This window comes from Oceanispirochaeta crateris, from assembly GCF_008329965.1.
Lineage (GTDB): Bacteria > Spirochaetota > Spirochaetia > DSM-2461 > DSM-2461 > Oceanispirochaeta > Oceanispirochaeta crateris.
The window spans coordinates 1826386-1843950 of the sequence record NZ_CP036150.1; the positions used below are offsets into that span (position 1 = coordinate 1826386).

Sequence of the window (17565 nt, forward strand, 5' to 3'; positions counted from 1 at the left end):
TCAAAACTCCTTACTTTTCTACTTTGTTATTCCGGTACCACTGGATGACTGCCACCGTGGCCGCGGCCGTGAGGCCTCCTGCAAAACCGTTGTTGTACAGATTCATACCTCCCTGCCAGGTTCCTGTCTGGCTGACCATGACAAAATGAATGAAACCGGCTAACAATCCAGTAAAATAACCAAACTGCCCCGCCAAGGGTGCCAGGGTGGTACTGAACAGCAGAGCCAGCACAGGCCCCGGATCAGAAAGCGGTCTTGAGAAGACAAAACAGCTTAAGGCCACTCCTGCCACTACGGACCAGGAGTTTCTGAAGTGAGTACCAAAGGCACCAAATCCCATGACAGTCAACAAACCGCCAAGGACAGGACCATTAAAATCCCCCCCTACGGCTAAAACAAGGACCGAACCTGCCAGCCCGAGGAGTCCTGCATTCAAAAAGGCTCCACCGGGACTCTCCAAGTCGGTAAAATCAGAAGGAAGCCGTCCGGACTGCTTCTGTATGGATAGGAAAGCCCGGAAAGCCTTTCCTTTTTCCCTGACTAGAGCCATCCCAATGAGGAGTATGGACAAGCCCGGGATGAGAAGTTTCAAGAACAGAATATCTGTAGTATACCAGACGAGAGCTGGTTCAAAGGGAAGACCTGCCGCCTTAAGTATAGAAGCGGCAAAGAGGCTCAGAAACCCGCAAGTCAGCCCCATATTGTACAGGCTGTATCCCTGATGCAGGTGCAGCATGGCAACCGCAAGGGACGGTAGAATAAACCCGGCGACAGTTCCCCCTAAAAATCCAAGGAAGACTCCCTGCCAGAGATCCAAACCGGTTTCCAGAAACAAGACACTAACAAGGGGTCCCATAGCTGTGCCGAACAGGGCGATGATTATATAATCCCGCAGTTTTTTGCCCACTAAACGGGCCGAAAGAGTGACCCCTAAAATGATAGGCAGAATGTTCAGGGGTGTTTTTCCAAAAAGACCAAATCCCATCATGGTCAATATGGCGGCAAAGGTCGTTCCTGAAAAAGAAATTCCCGTAGCATAAACGAGAATAACACCAATAAGACCGACGGCAGCGGCATTTAAAAGAGTGCCCCCTATGCCGGCAACGGCAAAGAAGTCATTAATCAGTCTCCCGGGATGAAGTTGAAGATTCAAGAAAGCCTGGAGAGATTCAATCACACCGTCATTGAAAAATGCGGCCATAATGAAAAGAAAAATCATTAAAAATAGATATAGAGATATAATATTCGATGAAGTTTTCAGAACCCGCTCCCCTTTTATTACAAATAGTATCTTATTCTAGATTTCTGAACACATCTGTCAACATGATACAGCAAAGATCCTCGACTAAAGGAATGGTAAAAGGATGCACATCAGTATATAATATTCTCCAACATCCTGAATTGAGGGAAGAGAGGTGCAATGCCTCCACGGTCCCGCCGCTGTAAACAGGGAAAATTCTGCCATTCAAGGACCTCGAAGGAGGGAATAGCCACTGGGTCGCCCGGGAAGGCTTGGTAGAATTTTATGATCTGTGAGTCAGAAAACCTGAATCAGATGATTTCAATCCACCCATTGGCGGCCAACAGCCGCTGATGATGTAACGAGGAGATTACATATGGATAGGAAAAGAAAGCCCCTGATATTGCTAATGCTTTCTCTCTGCCTGAACCTTTTTTCAACAGGACAGATGGATTCCCCATCGGAAATCAGCAGGCTCCCGAATGAAATAGAACCCTTCAGTTTCACAGATAGCCGCGGCGTGAGCCGGGTGTTCCAGGAATATCCCCGGAAAGTGGTCTCCCTGGGTCCTAATATGACAGAAACAATCTTTGCCCTGGATAGGGGGGATCTCTTAATTGGTCGAACCGATTTTTGTGATTTTCCAGAAGAGGTCAGCCTTATACCCAGTGTGGGGAACTTGATAGAACCCAACATGGAAACAATCGTGAATCTGGATCCCGACCTGATCATAGCTTCCACACATGTCTCATTGGAAGTGCTGGAGAAACTGGAGTCCTTTGGCATCCCTACGGTGATGATTTACGGGGAAGAAAACTTTGACGGCATGAAGAGTGTCATCTCGGGCTGTGCCACTTTGCTGAATGCCGAAGAGGAAGGAACTGCCCTACTCCAGGATATAAGCACCCGCCTTGAGGCTGTCGGCCAGAGAGTGAGCCAAATGCGGTACCATCCCAGCTGTTATTACGCTCTGGGATTCGGAGACGGAGGAGACTGGACGGCCGGTGGAAGTACCTTCATCAACGAGCTGCTGAGCCTTGCCGGTGGAAAGAATATCGCTGCAGATCAATCTGGATGGTCCTATTCAAAAGAGCTTTTAGTCTCCAAGCAGCCGGAAATCATCATTTTGAACAGAGGTTTAAAGAAGGAATTTCTTTCACTTCCAGTCTATGACGGCCTCAAGGCTTCCCTCAATGATAGAGTCTTTGAGATTGATGAAAATATCCTGGTTCGCCAGGGACCACGGCAAATCACAGCATTGGAAGAACTCACCCTCATCATGGAATCCGCCCTTGATCAACCCTGACAGAGCCACCTCTCGTATCCCGGGGCTGATCCTCCTGAGTCTCCTCTTCCTCTCCATCCCCCTGGCGTCTTCCATAGGAGCAGTGCCTCTTCCTTTTAAGGGGATTCTCAGCTTCCTGTTTACCCGGAGCCATAGCGGACTCAGCGAAGCACAGCAGATTATCCTTCTCCAAATCCGGTTACCCCGAGTAGTCCTGGCGGGCCTCTCCGGTGCGGGACTCTCCCTGTCGGGACTCGTGTTTCAGGCCATCTTCAGAAATCCCATGGCCGAGCCCTACCTGCTCGGTGTTGCCTCAGGAGCTTCCCTGGGAGCCGCCCTGTTTATGATGTTGAATGTCCCCCTGGCCTTTTTATCCGCCCTGGGACTGACGGCCTCAGCCTTTGCTGGGAGCTTGCTTTCGGTCTTCCTGATCCTGATGCTGGGAGCACGCAACCGGAACAACATGAGCTCCCTTCTCCTGGCGGGAATTGCCTTCAGCGCCATTGCCCAGGCGGGCGTTTCGGTTTTAATGATGATCAACAGAGAAAAAATAGAAAGGATCGTATTCTGGACCCTGGGCAGTTTTTCTGCGGCCACACAGGGAAAGAGCCTGATCCTCTTGATACTGCTGATACCATCTGTTCTGTTCATCCTCAGCCGCCATAGAGAGCTGGACCTATTGAGCCTCGGCCATGAAGAGGCCCATTCACTTGGAATCAACCCCGAAAGAGTCTCTTTTGTACTCCTATTGGTGAGCTGCCTTATAACCGCCACCGTGGTTTCTGTGTGTGGAATCATCGGTTTTGCCGGCCTTTTGATCCCCCACCTGATGCGCCTTATCTCGGGACCCGATCATAGGCGCCTCACAGGCCTGTCTCTCATGGGAGGAGCTCTGCTGATGATTCTCTCAGATCTCCTGGCCAGGACAGTCATTGCCCCCACGGAGATTCCTGTGGGCGTTCTTACGGCCCTCATGGGTGGTCCCTTTTTCCTTTATCTCCTGCGTATGAACATCAGAAAAGGACAATCCCAGTGAACCCAGCAGTCATGGTCGAGGATATGAACTTTTCCTATGGGAAAGATTTTCACCTGAACCTTCCTCATATTCAAATATACCCCGGAATGCTGACGGTCATATTGGGGCCGAACGGTTCGGGGAAAACCACGTTCTTCTCTCTTTTAAGGGGAAGGCTCAAACCGGATAATGGAAAAATCACCGTCTTTGGAAAAAATCTATCCGTTTTAAAAGACAGGGAAAGAGCCGCCTTGATCGGACTGGTTCCCCAGAGAACAGAAACGGCTTTTGCCTATACAGTGCAACAGATGGTTGCCATGGGATACTACCGGAAGACCAAGTCATTATGGCATGATACGGTTGATCATAAGGCTCTGGCACTCCTGATGGATCGACTCGATCTGAAATCGCTGGCTGACCGCGAAGTAAACAGCCTCAGCGGAGGAGAGTACCAAAGAGTACTGCTGGCCCGTGTCCTTGCACAGGACCCGAAGGTTCTCCTCCTGGACGAACCGGCCAACCATTTGGACCTCCACCATCAGGATGATCTCCTTTGCCTCCTCAAGGAGGAAGCGAAGAGGGGGAAAACAGTGATTGCCATCCTGCATGACATCAATCAGGCCCTACTGTACGCAGACAGGGTCATTCTACTCCATGAAGGCAACTGCGAGGACTCAGGGCTGGCCCGGGACGTCGTAACTCCGGAAAACATAAACAAAGTCTACAAAATAAACCTAGACTATTATCACCACCATCAGGAGGATACAGCTCTGTTAGGACCAATCAAATCATGAAGCAATGCGGAACGATCCCCCTGAAGGGACTAGATATTTCATACAATTGTGAAGAAGATCATGCCCGTCTTGATTTTTCCTCACCTGTCGAATCCCTGTCATCGGCCCTGTACCGGGGAGGCAGACAGACCATCTCCCATGTTCTGAACATGCAGGTTACTCATAATGTTTCCGATGAATATAAGGGGTACGAATCTCCTCAGCTTACCCTTGAAAATAAAGCCAGGTCTCTGAATATGGGAAAAGATTTTGCCGGAATGATGACCTCCGCATCCATGAAGAGTTTTCGCTTTTACAGTGAAACCGAGGGAGATGTGGGTGTTTTCTGCTGCCTGACAGCCGGATTGACCAATTCACGCGCTCCAGGAGATAAGGCCGACTTCAGAGAACTGGAAGCTCATAGAGCCGGTAAGGGCACCATCAATATCATAGCAGGAACAAATGTCCGCTTGTCCGAGGCCGCTCTTTGTGAAGCCCTTATGGTCGTCACCGAAGCCCGCAGCTGGGCTGTGATGAATAATGACGTAAAAAGCCGGGTATCCGGAATCCCCGCCTCTGGAACGGGTACGGATTCTCATCTCGTCTTCTCAGGAAACGGCCCGGAAATCCACTTTTGCGGCAAACACACCCTGTTGGGAGAGATGCTCGCCAGAGCCGTCATTACTCCCTTACAGGAGGTGATTAGACTCATTCAAGAGATGGAAAGGTTGAAAATCATCTGATTCTTATCAAGAGTCGATGTGAATTTCTGAAAAAAGCCCCCTTCCTTAACATCAGCTGACAAGTCAGGCTATACTGCAAACCATGAAATACTCCTACATCACCGACTTTGGTCATTTTACACTCAAATTTGAAACCCAGGATAAATCATTAAAGCCCTTTGATGCCGCCGATGAATATCTACTGTCACTCCTGGCAGATACAAAATATGCACATCAGAAACTTCTGCTTGTCAATGACCGCTGCGCAGCTCTATCAGTACCTCTGGCGGAACAACTGATTGGTCATGTCAACGATTCTCTCCATGAACTGGAAGAAACAGCAGAAAACATGCATGAGAACGGAAAGCCGCCGTGTCCTTCTCAATCAATCCTGAAACCCATACCGGATGCCCCGGACTGCATCGTTATGAAAATACCCAAATCATTGGACCACTTCCGGTTTCAGTTGCAGAAAATCAGAGCGGGAATCCAAAAAGAGACAGAGATTCTTGCCGCCGGCATGAGCCGTTATCTTCCGGCGAGTTATTTTGAATGCTTTCAGGCAGAAACTCAGGATGCGACCTATTCCAGAATTGAGAAAAAAGCCAGATATTACAAGGGAGTTCTGAAACCCCAAACAGAAATGTCTGTACAATCCTCATCCTATGTTTGGGAGGGTCGCAGATACATCAGTCTGCCAGGGGTTTTTTCCCACCGGGGGGTAGATCCAGGAAGCGGATTCCTATTAAAAAACATGCCCGATCTTCCTGTCCCGAAGGTGATCATAGACCCCGGCTGCGGGAATGGCATTCTGGGACTGGAAGCATTGAATATTTGGCCCGAAGCCCGGCTGACTGCGACCGATGAGAATGCTCTAGCTGTGGCCAGCACCCTCCAAAATAGTGAACGTGCAGGAGTGGCGGAACGCTGTACTGTATTGCAAACCCGGATTCTCAGAGGAATAGCGCAGGAATCTGCAGATCTGATCCTGTGCAATCCTCCCTTTCACCGGGGACACACTGTCTCATTGGAAACAGGATTCGCTTTCATACGAGAATCCTCGGCGGTCCTGCGAGAAGGAGGATATATGGCTCTGGTTGTAAACAAAACCCTGGGATATGGAAATATTTTGAAAGAGAATTTTCAGAAGGTGAACATCCTCAAACAAAACAGCAAGTACCGTCTGATCCTCTGCCGTAAATAGAGCAGTTCATCTACACCGCCCCTCAATGCTCTCCTGTCATAGTCGCCGGATCAAGGAGTCTGTCAATATCCTCTTTTTTCAAAAGCCCGGATTCATACAGAACTTCACGGACTGGACGTTTCTCCTTATAGGCCTTGTATGCCAGCTCAGCTGCCTTATCGTATCCTATTGTCAAGGCAACAGGAGTCACCATGGCAAGAGATCCTTCTATGGCCTGCAGGCAGTTTTCCTCATCGGCCTGAATGCCATCGATACAGTTTGCGGCAAAGACTCTGGACGTCTCAGCCAGTAGATTCAAAGAGGTCAGGGTCTCATGTGAGATCAGGGGCATCATCATATTCAACTGAAGGGGACCATGCTGGTTGGCAATGGAAACTGACAGGGCTTTTCCCTGAAGGAAAGCCGCCACCTGAATGACCATTTCGGGGATAACTGGATTGACCTTTCCTGGCATGATGGAACTGCCCGGCTGAAGGGTGGGAAGGATAATCTCTCCCAGACCGGAACGGGGACCGCTTGTGAGAAGCCTCAAGTCATTGGCTATCTTCATAAAATCACAGGCTATGGAATTGATCACTCCCATAAGATCCACCTGGCTGCTTCTGAAGGAGATTCCCTGGAATTTATTATCCATGGGTCTAAAAGGAATGCCCGTTTCATCGGCAATTCCCTTTATGGCCGCAGGGGCAAATCCCGGATGGGCATTCAATCCTGTTCCAATGGCCGTCCCACCCAAAGGCAAATCACACAGCAGGGTCTTCTGATGCTCAAGGTTTTTTCGACCCTGCCCAACTTGAACGGCAAAAGCCGAGAACTCCTGTCCCAGAGTCATGGGAACAGCATCCTGAAGGTGGGTACGTCCCAGTTTGATGACCTCTGAGAACTCTATGGATTTTTTTGAGAACGACTCCTCCAAGGCTTTCATCCCCGCAACGGCATCCTCCAAAAGAAGACGATTTGCCAAAGAGATGGCTGTTGGAATGACATCGTTGGAAGATTGTCCCATGTTGACATGATCATTGGGGTGTACGGGCTTACGGCTACCAACTTCGCCTCCCAAAAGAAGATTCGCCTTGTTGGAAAGGACTTCGTTGATATTCATATTCCAGGATGTTCCGGAACCGGTTTGAAATACATCAATGGGAAATTGGTCCGTACTCTTCTCTTCTATGATCGCATCCGCACTGCGGGCAATGGCCTGAGAAAGGGATTCATCCAGCAGTCCTAAAGAAGCGTTGGCTCTGGCGGCATGTTTCTTTATAAGACAAAGGGCTTTCACCATGTAGGGGTGAATCCGTAAGGGAGAGACAGCAAAATTCCCGACAGCTCTTTGAGTTTGTGCCCCCCAGAGGCAATCAGAAGGCAGGCGCATCTCTCCCATAGAATCAAATTCGGTTCTTATATCTTTGCTCATTTTATCTCTCCTGATAGTTTAAATCTTCTCACAATTTGTTTTTTAACCCTTCAATTCAAGAATGGTCAGAATATCCTGATATACTTTGTGCCGAAGGGCAGGAATTTCATTGAAAAGGCTATGTTCACCCTCATCATAATAGATTACGTCAGAGTGAGGATATTTTTCCATTAGAAAGGGAATATTATGCCTGTAATCCACAACAGTATCCTTGCGGCCCTGTAAGATATGAAAAACCAGGTCTTCCCGGGGAGGAATCTGCTCCATGCGCTTAATCCAGTTTGTGTTGGCATAAATCCAGTGAAAGGGGATTCTCTGACTCTGGAGAGGGTCGTTGTGTTCGGTAAAATATTCAAATTCCTCATTGGAGCTGGAACCACCAAAACGCCTTTTAATATCATCCATAAAGGGATCTCCCAGAAACAATCCCAGAGCTGTGAGACGCCAGGCGAAATTTTTGACCAGAGGAGAAGTCAGAATCAATGCCTTGAAGTCATTCTCATAGAGGTTTGTATATTCAAGGATCACCGAGGAACCTGTGCTGTGTCCAAGAGCGAAAAAGGGACCTTCCAGAGAGGATTCAGTGAGAGCCTTAAACCTTTTTAAACAGAAGGCATATTCACTGAAATCATCTATATCAACAGGAACTCCCTCGGACATCCCGTGTCCGGGAAGATCAAAGGCGGCAACATTGTAATTATGCTCCACAAGAAAGCGGATCACCCCAGTATTGGATAGACTGTGATCCAGATAGCCATGGAGAAGGTAAACCGTACCGGCAGCTGGTTCTCCCGGGGTGCGAAACAAATAGGCCGCAATTTTACGCTCTTCCGACAGAAACCAGCCGAACTCCAGAGGACCTGGGACCTGATCGGCACTGTAATGGGCCAGAAAGGCGAGTGTTTCCGGAAAATATTGAGTATTATGATTCTCTAAAGGTGTCATCTGCTCTTTTACTGCAGAAATATCCTGACTTCCAAAGGAGTCTTCGGTCCTACTGTCAGTTTGCCCCTTGGCTGGCAGGGAAAAACCAATCGTAAAAAAAGAGAAAAAAGGAATGAGCAGCAAAGCACGGCGTATCAGATTCATAGTTAATTCATGATATGAAATAGTTCAATCTTACTCAAGCATAGCTCCTTAGGGCTGTTGGTCATACATAAAGGGGCAGAAGGACTTTTTTAATTCCATTGTCCAAGGAGTTCTGCCAGCTCAAAATAGCCTTTGTTGTAAGCCCGGGAATAGGCCGAATCTCCATCCTTATCCAGGATTGAAGGATCTGCTCCCTTTTCAAGAAGAAATTGGCAGACCTCTCCATATCCCATGGAAGCCGCAAGAATCAGAGGCGTTTCACCCTTGATATTAAGCCCATTCACATCTGTCCCCGCCTCTATGAGCAGATCTAAAGACTCCAAATGGGGAGCAACCCAAGCGGAACAAGCAAGGTGAAGAACCGTCTCATTCCTGTATGATCTGGCTTCAGCATCCGCCCCGGCATCCAGAAGAAGTTGAATGTGCTCGGGAGAACCATGATTCCTCATGACCCACATCAGGGCTGTCCAGTTATCAAAATCACGGACATCCACATCCCATCCCTCCTCCATGAGCAGAGAGGAGATACGACTATCCGAGGACCAGGCGGCCAGATGAAAAGCCGTCCACCCAGAGGGTGTGATATCGAATACCGAGGCGCCTCTTCGGATCAAAGTGCGAACCATATCATAACTGCTGTAGGCAGAGGCTGTCATGAGAGCTGTAAAACCTTCCTCATCACTGGCATTGGGATCGGCCCCTTCTGAGATGAGGAGCTCCGCTATTGCCGGATCTTTTCCCCAGCGGATGACTTCGAGTAGAGCCTTGTTTAAATCTCCCCCCACAGGAATACTGTCTGCAGGGTAAACCCTTTTGTTCTTGATCAGCCTGTCTAACTCTACCGGTGCTTGGTAAGGACTGTTTTTTTCATATTCGGATTTGAACTCTTCCAGAGTCCTTCCAATTCCATCCCGAATCCGGCCATCTGGAGTCATTTCTGCCAGCAAGGCGACCATCTCGGGAGTGTTTCCAAAACGGAGAGCCCCCATGAGAGGAGTCCATCCATCTTTATCCCGCCAGCCGGCCTTGGCCTTGTCTTTCAGCAGAGAAGCCACAAAGCCGGTATCATCGGCATAGGCGGCAGCCCAGAAAAAACCAGGCGTACCAAAATCATCTCTTATTTCTGGATCGACACCCAGAGTGATCAATGTCTCCATGACCTTGGTATTCTGCCCGTACAAGATGGCATAAGTGAGGGCACTCCAACCTTGAGAATCCCTCGCTCCTAAGTCGGCCCCCGCCGCGGCAAGTTCTTCTAAAAGAGTCACATCATCTTCAAGATGAATGGTAAGGGCCGTCATCAAAGGACTGACCCCCTCGGGTCCAGGGAGGTTTGGATCGGCTCCTCTTTCAATTAAAAGAGAGGCCAATGGGGTGGAATGAAGGATGCTCTTTGCAAGGAGAGTCTGCCCTTTCTCATCTCGAATATTCACTGGAAGCCCCTGGTCCAACAGTAACTCCATTAGTGGAACGGCTATCATCGGCTCATAGTCTAGGGGGAAAAAGAGGATGAGATTCTGAAGTTCCCTTGGATCATTCTTAAAAGGGAATACAGCTGTGTCCCATTGGAGCAGTAAGTTCAAAAGATCCGGCCGTCCTGCGGCAACGGCATAATGACAGGGAGTGTAGCCCCCGGCATTCTTGTAGGACGGACTGGCTCCCCGATTTAGAAAGTCCAGAATCTCAAATTCTGTCAGCTCTTGTCCATGATATTCCAGGGCATCGATCATTGCCTCATTCAAAGAATAACGCAAGGTTGCCAGGAAATCGGCGCTTTTCAAATCGTCTTGTGCCAATGCTTCTTCTTCGGGAGTCCTGTTCAGGGAGTTGCGTCCTTCAAGAGAACAACCTGCATTGGACAAGGCTTCAAGAAATTGATATTTCAAAAGAGAATCCGGACGGTCCAACACAGTAAACAAGAGAGATTCCTCCCCTCTTTCTTCAGAAGGAAACAATCCGTACTCTTTGAAGACATCTATAAAATCCGGATTCTGTCCTCGGGAGATGAAAACTTCAATGGGAGTTTTACCACTATTGTCCACAAGATCAGTGCGGGCTCCTGCCCGAAGCAAAAGAGAGAGGATATCATTATCATGGGTAAATTGTAGGGCAAAATACAGAGCGGTCTGACCGTTCATATCCTTCAGGTTTGGATCGGCTCCCGAGGAAAGGAGACGCCTGACTAAATCAGTGCGTTCCTGCCAGACGGCCCGCATCAGAGCCGTTCTTCCTCTGTCATCGGGAATATCAATATCCCCCGGAGCCTCTAGATCATTTAATTCCTCTTCAAGAACCTCAATAATAAGTTCCTCATGGCTTCTGTCAGCAAAAAGGAAGGGAGTAAAAAACAGATAAGAAATTATTATAACAAAAAAAGGGATAGACTTAATCATTTTCATTCAGTAGGAAACCTCCCAGTTAATGATGATCAGTATATCCCTCTATGAAGAGATGCCTCAACTACTCTACGCTGAGAATATCCTTCATGGCCGACAAGAACGAGTCCTTGGGAAGAGCTCCCTGAGCCATCTGGGGTTTCCCCTCTTTGGGGATAAAAAGAATGGATGGAATACTTTGAACTCCAAAGGCGCCTGCCAGTTCCTGTTCGGCTTCTGTGTCTATTTTAAAGACATCCATCTTGCCTTCATATTCTGTAGAAAGTTCATCCAGGATGGGAGCTACCATTTTACAGGGACCACACCAGTCTGCATAAAAATCTATGATACAGGGACGTTCGCCCTTAAATTTCCATTCTTTTTCATTTTCAAAGTCAAAGACTTTATCCAGGAAATCCTGTTTTGTTAGATGCTGAGCCATTGAAGGCCTCCTTGATATTCAATTTTATATATATGAAAAATACTTAATAATTCAGAAAAGGTCAAATAATAAATTTTTATAAAAGAAATTTTTCATATAATCATTTTAAAACCATTGAGGGTCTGTTTGCAAATTTCTCTTTTTGTGGGAGACTTATAAGCACTTGTCGCTTCACAAAAATGAGACTGCGACATTCATCATAACAGGAGTAGGAGAAATAGAATTGAAAAAAAATGATTTACCTGCCTGGGATCTGAACATGTATCCCGGTCTTGATTCGGATGAATATAAATCCAATAGATGTGAAATGGAAAAGATACTGGCTGATCTGTCTGTACTTCTGAAAAAAGATGAACTCTGGCAGGGAAAGTCACTAAAGAGCCTGGAAGAAGTCATTCCTCTATTGAACAGGGCACATGATATATATGAGTCTCTCGAGTCTTATACATACTGTTCCTATTCTGTTCAAACAGATAATGTAACTGCCCTCAATGCCCTCAATGCACTAGAAGAATCGGCACTTCCCTTTAACGGGATTCTGGTACGTTTCAAAAACAGGTTGGCCGATTCCCAAAGTTCAGAAAAAGACTGGAAGGAATCTCCGATCTTAAAAGATTATCTCTATTTCCTGAAAGAGTCTTTAAAAGAACAGAAATTCCAGTTATCTCCCCTAGAGGAAGATCTGGCGGCGGATCTTTCACGATCTGGGGGAACCGCCTGGGGCAGACTCCAGGAAAGCATATCCTCCTCATTAAAGACTGAATGGGAGGAGGGAGAAGAAAAGACAGTTACCCAACTGAGGCTCCTCTCCACTCATGCCGACAGGGAAATTAGAAAGAAAGCCTGGAAAAAAGAACTTCAGTGCTGGGAGTCCATGGAGATACCTCTGGCAGCCGCTCTCAATGGGGTTAAGGGATTTTCCCATACGCTCAACTCCCGACGGGGGTATAAAACGACACTGGAACGATCCACCCATCAGGCCGGCATGTCACAGACAACCCTGGAAGCCATGATCGGGAGTATGAAAAAAAGCCTTCCAGATTTCAGACGGTTCATGAAAGCCAAGGCCTCAGCCATGGGGCTTGAACGTCTCTCCTGGTACGACACAGTGGCCCCTCTCTCCAACGCAAAGGATGAATGGACCTGGGACAGAGCCAGAGGATTCATTATTGAACACTTCTCCTCCCTCAGCCCCGCATATTCCGATTTTGCTCGCTTCTGTTTTGATAAAAACTGGATTGATGCCCCCCCCCGGAAGGCAAAGGTGGGCGGTGCATACTGCATCAGTTTTCCTTTAACCGAAGAAAGCCGTATCATGACCAATTTCTCAGGTTCATTCAGTGATGTCTCCACCATTGCCCACGAACTGGGACATGCCTGGCACCATGAAGTACTAAAAAAGGCCCCTGCCCTTCACCGCCACTATCCCATGACACTGGCTGAAACTGCCTCTATTTTCTCGGAAACACTGGTGTTTCAAGCCTGTTCCAAACAGGCCTCCCATCATGAGAAGGCTTCCTTGCTGGACAGCACCCTGATGGATTCCAACCAGGTAATTACGGACATCCTCTCCCGATTCCTATTTGAACAGGAACTGATGGAAAGAAGATCATCTGGAGAGGTCTCCCCGGAAGAGCTGAAGCAGATGATGCTCCAGGCTCAGGATCTGACTTATGGAGAAGCCCTGAGTGAAGATGAAAGACATCCCTGGATGTGGGCGGTCAAGGGTCATTACTACAATCAAGATCTCGGGTTCTACAACTTTCCCTATGCCTTCGGCCTGCTCTTTGCATTGGGACTGTACAGCCTTTATGAAGAGATGGGCAGTGATTTTTCTGAACTGTATACCAAGGTACTGCTGAAAACGGGACAGGCAAGCGCAGAAGATTGTGCCGCCGAAGCAGGGATAGATCTCAGGGGACAGGCGTTCTGGGACAGGAGCCTGGGAATCATAAAGAAGCAGATAGACGAATACTGCAGCCTGGTACAGCCATGATTGTATTTGCCCATAGAGGCGCGTCTGCCTATGCCCCTCAGAACACAGTTCCCTCTTTTAAAATGGCACTGGCCATGAAGGCCCAGGGCATTGAATTGGACGTCCAGCTCTCATCAGATGGAGTGCCTGTGATCATCCACGACTTCATGCTGGATAAAACCACAGACCTCAGTGGTTTTGTTCACACCCATTCCTGGCAGGAGCTCAGGAAAGCCGATGCAGGGCTCTGGTTCGGAGAGGAGTACAGAGAAACCCGGATTCCCAGCCTGGAGGAAGTATTGGCTCTGATTCCCAAGGATGTCCTTCTGAATGTTGAAATAAAATCCATCACATCATTGAATCAGCCTGTGGCCCGTATAGTTTCCCAAGTATTGAATCAGGAGAAGGACAGAAACCTCATTGTTTCGTCCTTCAACCACCCGATCCTCAAGGATTTTCAGTTACTATCACCGGAAGTGAAAATAGGCATTCTCACAGCTAATGATTTTATAAACTTTCCTGCTTATGTGGAATCCAGCGGAATTCGTCCTTACAGCATCCATCCCGAGGCATCCTACCTTTCATACCAATCCATAGAAGATTATCATAAGAGAGGGTGGAAGGTGATGACCTATACAATAAATTCCACCACCCAATCCAGGATGGTAGAATCCCTGGGTGCTGACGGAATATTCTCAGATTACCCCGATCTTAATAGCGATATTCAAGATTCAGACTGAAAGATGCTGCGGCATAGCTGACACCGGCACCTCCCGGATAATAAGCCAGGAGATTGCCGCTGTCGCTGTATACCAATGTATCCCCCTGAAGTTCCGGTACGTAATCATAATCAAAACTGAAGGCTAATGAGAAGGCTTCTGTCCAATGCCAGCGTGTAGTTGCAGAATAGCCGTAGTAAAATCCTCCAGTGAAATAATCATAAAAGTGGAGTCCCCGGAGTTTGTGAAAGTCATGGTCGTCCACACTGACCATCCAACTGTACAAAAGTGTTAAATTAAAGAATAAGGGTCCTTCTTGCAGTGAAAACCCAACTCCAAGATAGGGAATCCGGTACTCAATGTCGTAGTCTATTCCATTGGTACCTACGTAGGTGAATATATCTTCTCCGTAGTAGTTCATCTCTTTGATGCTGTCGGTCCAGCCCCACTGAATTAACTTGAAACCGCCTAATAAATCGAGGCTATTCCTCTGGGTTCTGTAAACGCGGACAGCCGTGTTGTAATCCACAAGAAGTGATTGAGTTAAATAAATAGTACTTAGAGAATAATGAGTCCAGTCTGTGTCGGTAGTGGAAAAATACTCTGAGTCCCAATCATAATCGGTCATCTCCCCGGTAGGAGAATTCAAACTACTACCGGCTGCAATATTGAAAAACAGGACATTCCCAATATTCACAGAAGCAGAAACACCGCTAATAACAGCAGGCTGAATTTCCCAATGAAGACGGCTGAGATAGGGATAAGGACCACTGCTGCTACCATATACAAGCTCATTGGAGTGCCCTGTCATATAAGAAAGAAAAGGGCTGAGAGACAACCCTGCATTGCTATTGGGACTCAAAAGAGCACCGGGCTTCGCCTGCAGGGCGCTAAGAGGAACAGAGAGCGAACAGAAGAAAAGAATATACAGCAGGTGCCTTCTCATAAGACCATTGTATATTCAGGAAGTAAATAAAACCACCTTGCCTCCATGAAATCTTCTATCCAGAAGAAGAAGGTTCCTGCTGTTCCAAGACATAGTTCCCCTGATACAATTCTCTCATTATGAAAGCAAAGCCTCTGATATCACTGATTGATCAATACCTTCCCGCTTATCCTGGAAAAGGAAAAGGTCCCCTCATCAACTGGACATGGAACGAGGGAGAATCCTGGGTCATCCTGGGAGAAAACGGTTCGGGAAAAACCAATTTTTCCGAATTGATTGCGGCTCAAATGCCTGGAAAAACAAAAAAAGTCTCTTTTGAAGATTTAGAAGACCTCCTTGAACAACAAATCCAGCAGGATGATTCTGAATATACGGGTCGCGTGGATACGGGAACAGCTCTTTATGAATTCTTAGGACTGGATCAGGGGGAAACCCTTCCTACCGGGACAATCCCTCCACCGGCTGGTCTTGAAAAGTTGATGAATTCGGGATTGAGGATTCTATCCACAGGTGAAATAAGAAAATCTCTGATTTATAAAGCTCTTCTTGAAAATCCGGATCTTCTCATACTGGATGAACCCTTCGATGGACTGGATAAAGAATCGGTTCTTCAGATGCAGGAGATGATCCAATCTCTGATCACAGAGGGGATTCCCGTTCTGATGATCCTAAACAGAAAGAGTGAGATTCTCCCCTGTCACAGCCATGTAGCGGTATTCAGGGAATTCCAAATTGTCTTCGAAGGCAGTAAAGAGGAATGGATTCAGTTTGACAAAGTGGATATTCCTCTACAACAGAACACCATGAAAATACCAGGAGCACCGGGAGGATCTCCAAAAATTAAAGAGCAAACACTCGTGGAGATTCGAAACACAACTGTCCGTTATGGGGAAAAAATAATTTTAGACCGGATCAACTGGCAGGTAAAAAAGGGAGAACACTGGAAAATTACCGGCCCCAATGGAGCCGGAAAGTCAACCCTTCTGGGTCTGATCACAGGAGACCAGCCCCAGGCCTATGCCAACGATATTCGCCTCTTTGGTAAACCCAGAGGCAGCGGTGAGTCAATCTGGGAAATCAAGGAGAAACTGGGGATAATTTCCCCTGCTCTGCAGCTCAGTTACCGTGTCAGCCTGACGGCCAGGATGTGCATAGTATCGGGTCTGTACGACAGCATTGGTATTTACAACAGTGTCCCTCCCCGTGAACGGGCCCTGGCCGATGAGTGGCTGCGCTACATAGGAATGTTCCATAAGGCAGAGACTCCCATTAAGAAACTATCCTATGGAGAACAAAGGCTACTTCTCATCGCCCGGGGTCTGATCAAACATCCGGCTCTGCTCATTTTAGATGAGCCCTGCCAAGGACTTGATGATAGAAATAGAGAGAGGATATTGGATGTTCTTGGTAATTTTGCAGGAGAATCGGAAACGACACTGCTTTATGTGACTCACCACGAAGAGGATAAAATCAGACATATCGACAGACATCTCCGCTTTTGTCCTCAAGATGGTGGTTTTACATTGACCTCAGACGCTGTTCCACTTCCGCAATGATGCTGTCGGGAGTGGAGGCTCCGGCACTGAGTCCGATGGTATCGTACAAAGAGGCTTCAGATGGAATTTCTGAGGCATCCTGGATATGCCAGCAAGGGATACCCGTTTCCTGGGCTGTATAAAACAGACGCTGCGTATTGGCACTGCCTTTGCCGCCGATGATAAGACAGGCATCGACTCTGGAGCAGAGATGAATCAAGGCTTCCTGGCGTTTACTTGTGGCCGAACAGATACTCTCCACAATCTTGAGGGGCTTGCATTTTTCCCGTAATACAGCACAGACTCTATCATACTCATCCTGCTTGATCGTTGTCTGACTAATGACCATGACAGGCCCATCCAGCGTTAAGCGGCCGGCCTCTTCAGGGCTGCTGATAACGATGGGATGGTTCGCATATCCGGCCAGGCCCTGAATTTCTCCATGATCGGGATCTCCCACAATGACAGTATGATACCCTAAGGAAGCATACTTTCTCACCGTTTTCTGGGAGGCAATGACCTTGGGACAGGTTCCATCCATGACAAGACTCCCTCTCTTATTCAACGCCTCCTGAGTGAGAGGCGGTATACCATGAGCCCGGATGATAACCCGGCAGTCTGCGGGGACGTCTTCGGGAGATTCAACAGATTTAACTCCTCTGGAAGCAAAATCACTGATAACCCGGGGATTATGAATGATAGGCCCCAGAGTATAGACGGGGCTGTCATTTGAACGGACTGCATTTTCCAGAGTACCTATGGCACGACGGACTCCCAAACAGAATCCCATTTCATCGGCTCGTATGATTGTTTTTTTATTTTTCATTGTTC

15 protein-coding genes and 1 riboswitch are annotated in these 17565 nt (G+C 47.7%); of the genes, 8 read left to right on the forward strand and 7 right to left on the reverse strand.

What is annotated here, in order from left to right; all coding sequences use genetic code 11:
• Positions 1 to 10: 10 nt before the first annotated feature.
• The gene (locus tag EXM22_RS08380) at positions 11 to 1201 is read right to left on the reverse strand and encodes a DUF1576 domain-containing protein (RefSeq protein ID WP_168203414.1); all 1191 of its coding nucleotides are present in this window, start codon (positions 1199 to 1201) and stop codon (positions 11 to 13) included.
• A gap of 171 nt (positions 1202 to 1372) precedes the next feature.
• Positions 1373 to 1568, forward strand: a riboswitch (cobalamin riboswitch).
• A gap of 48 nt (positions 1569 to 1616) precedes the next feature.
• Between EXM22_RS08380 and EXM22_RS08385 the strand changes: the two genes are divergently transcribed.
• From EXM22_RS08385 to EXM22_RS08405, 5 genes are all read left to right on the forward strand, one after another.
• Entirely contained in the window at positions 1617 to 2546 is a 930-nt protein-coding gene (locus EXM22_RS08385) for an ABC transporter substrate-binding protein (RefSeq protein ID WP_149486079.1), read from the forward strand.
• A complete protein-coding gene (locus EXM22_RS08390; protein ID WP_168203415.1) occupies positions 2533 to 3561 on the forward strand; it encodes a FecCD family ABC transporter permease in 1029 nt (342 codons plus the stop codon). Before EXM22_RS08385 ends, EXM22_RS08390 begins: the two co-directional genes overlap by 14 nt.
• Positions 3558 to 4334: an ABC transporter ATP-binding protein gene (locus EXM22_RS08395; RefSeq protein ID WP_149486081.1), complete on the forward strand. Its 777-nt coding sequence runs from the start codon at positions 3558 to 3560 to the stop codon at positions 4332 to 4334. The genes EXM22_RS08390 and EXM22_RS08395 overlap by 4 nt, the downstream gene beginning before the upstream one ends.
• Positions 4331 to 5056: an adenosylcobinamide amidohydrolase gene (locus EXM22_RS08400; RefSeq protein WP_149486082.1), complete on the forward strand. Its 726-nt coding sequence runs from the start codon at positions 4331 to 4333 to the stop codon at positions 5054 to 5056. Before EXM22_RS08395 ends, EXM22_RS08400 begins: the two co-directional genes overlap by 4 nt.
• Positions 5057 to 5138: 82 nt before the next feature.
• Positions 5139 to 6239 (forward strand): class I SAM-dependent methyltransferase, encoded by a 1101-nt coding sequence (locus EXM22_RS08405; protein ID WP_149486083.1) that lies wholly within the window; start codon positions 5139 to 5141, stop codon positions 6237 to 6239.
• A 22-nt stretch (positions 6240 to 6261) separates the two neighbouring features.
• Here EXM22_RS08405 and EXM22_RS08410 read toward each other — a convergent pair whose 3' ends face one another.
• The 4 genes from EXM22_RS08410 to trxA all read right to left on the reverse strand — a co-directional run bounded on the left by EXM22_RS08410 (position 6262) and on the right by trxA (position 11559).
• Positions 6262 to 7653, reverse strand: coding sequence for a class II fumarate hydratase (locus tag EXM22_RS08410; RefSeq protein ID WP_149486084.1), 1392 nt, complete (start codon positions 7651 to 7653; stop codon positions 6262 to 6264).
• Positions 7654 to 7695: 42 nt separating this feature from the next.
• Positions 7696 to 8742 carry an alpha/beta hydrolase gene (locus tag EXM22_RS08415; RefSeq protein WP_149486085.1) on the reverse strand — a complete coding sequence of 349 codons (1047 nt, stop codon included), beginning with the start codon at positions 8740 to 8742 and terminating at the stop codon, positions 7696 to 7698.
• Between the two features lie 89 nt (positions 8743 to 8831).
• Positions 8832 to 11141: an ankyrin repeat domain-containing protein gene (locus tag EXM22_RS08420; protein WP_149486086.1), complete on the reverse strand. Its 2310-nt coding sequence runs from the start codon at positions 11139 to 11141 to the stop codon at positions 8832 to 8834.
• 61 nt (positions 11142 to 11202) lie between these two features.
• The gene (gene trxA, locus EXM22_RS08425) at positions 11203 to 11559 is read right to left on the reverse strand and encodes a thioredoxin (protein ID WP_149486087.1); all 357 of its coding nucleotides are present in this window, start codon (positions 11557 to 11559) and stop codon (positions 11203 to 11205) included.
• A 223-nt stretch (positions 11560 to 11782) separates the two neighbouring features.
• Here trxA and EXM22_RS08430 point away from each other — a divergent pair, with 223 nt between their 5' ends.
• Complete coding sequence (locus EXM22_RS08430; RefSeq protein ID WP_149486088.1) at positions 11783 to 13555, forward strand: M3 family oligoendopeptidase; 1773 nt, start codon at positions 11783 to 11785, stop codon at positions 13553 to 13555.
• Positions 13552 to 14274 (forward strand): glycerophosphodiester phosphodiesterase, encoded by a 723-nt coding sequence (locus EXM22_RS08435; protein ID WP_149486089.1) that lies wholly within the window; start codon positions 13552 to 13554, stop codon positions 14272 to 14274. The genes EXM22_RS08430 and EXM22_RS08435 overlap by 4 nt, the downstream gene beginning before the upstream one ends.
• Here the strand turns inward: EXM22_RS08435 and EXM22_RS08440 are convergent.
• Complete coding sequence (locus EXM22_RS08440) at positions 14246 to 15199, reverse strand: omptin family outer membrane protease (RefSeq protein ID WP_149486090.1); 954 nt, start codon at positions 15197 to 15199, stop codon at positions 14246 to 14248. The two genes, EXM22_RS08435 and EXM22_RS08440, sit on opposite strands and share 29 nt — an antisense overlap.
• A gap of 119 nt (positions 15200 to 15318) precedes the next feature.
• Between EXM22_RS08440 and EXM22_RS08445 the strand changes: the two genes are divergently transcribed.
• Entirely contained in the window at positions 15319 to 16755 is a 1437-nt protein-coding gene (locus EXM22_RS08445) for an ATP-binding cassette domain-containing protein (RefSeq protein ID WP_149486091.1), read from the forward strand.
• Here the strand turns inward: EXM22_RS08445 and ispH are convergent.
• A complete protein-coding gene (ispH, locus tag EXM22_RS08450) occupies positions 16718 to 17560 on the reverse strand; it encodes a 4-hydroxy-3-methylbut-2-enyl diphosphate reductase (protein WP_149486092.1) in 843 nt (280 codons plus the stop codon). The genes EXM22_RS08445 and ispH overlap by 38 nt on opposite strands.
• Positions 17561 to 17565: the final 5 nt, after the last annotated feature.

Excerpts from the sequence above, each read along its gene's own strand:
- EXM22_RS08380 (WP_168203414.1), bottom strand. The coding sequence starts at position 1,201 with ATGGCCGCATTTTTCAATGACGGTGTGATTGAATCTCTCCAGGCTTTC.
- EXM22_RS08385 (WP_149486079.1), top strand. The coding sequence starts at position 1,617 with ATGGATAGGAAAAGAAAGCCCCTGATATTGCTAATGCTTTCTCTCTGC.
- EXM22_RS08400 (WP_149486082.1), top strand. The coding sequence starts at position 4,331 with ATGAAGCAATGCGGAACGATCCCCCTGAAGGGACTAGATATTTCATAC.
- EXM22_RS08405 (WP_149486083.1), top strand. The coding sequence starts at position 5,139 with ATGAAATACTCCTACATCACCGACTTTGGTCATTTTACACTCAAATTT.
- EXM22_RS08410 (WP_149486084.1), bottom strand. The coding sequence starts at position 7,653 with ATGAGCAAAGATATAAGAACCGAATTTGATTCTATGGGAGAGATGCGC.
- EXM22_RS08415 (WP_149486085.1), bottom strand. The coding sequence starts at position 8,742 with ATGAATCTGATACGCCGTGCTTTGCTGCTCATTCCTTTTTTCTCTTTT.
- EXM22_RS08420 (WP_149486086.1), bottom strand. The coding sequence starts at position 11,141 with ATGAAAATGATTAAGTCTATCCCTTTTTTTGTTATAATAATTTCTTAT.
- trxA (WP_149486087.1), bottom strand. The coding sequence starts at position 11,559 with ATGGCTCAGCATCTAACAAAACAGGATTTCCTGGATAAAGTCTTTGAC.
- EXM22_RS08435 (WP_149486089.1), top strand. The coding sequence starts at position 13,552 with ATGATTGTATTTGCCCATAGAGGCGCGTCTGCCTATGCCCCTCAGAAC.
- EXM22_RS08440 (WP_149486090.1), bottom strand. The coding sequence starts at position 15,199 with ATGAGAAGGCACCTGCTGTATATTCTTTTCTTCTGTTCGCTCTCTGTT.
- EXM22_RS08445 (WP_149486091.1), top strand. The coding sequence starts at position 15,319 with ATGAAAGCAAAGCCTCTGATATCACTGATTGATCAATACCTTCCCGCT.
- ispH (WP_149486092.1), bottom strand. The coding sequence starts at position 17,560 with ATGAAAAATAAAAAAACAATCATACGAGCCGATGAAATGGGATTCTGT.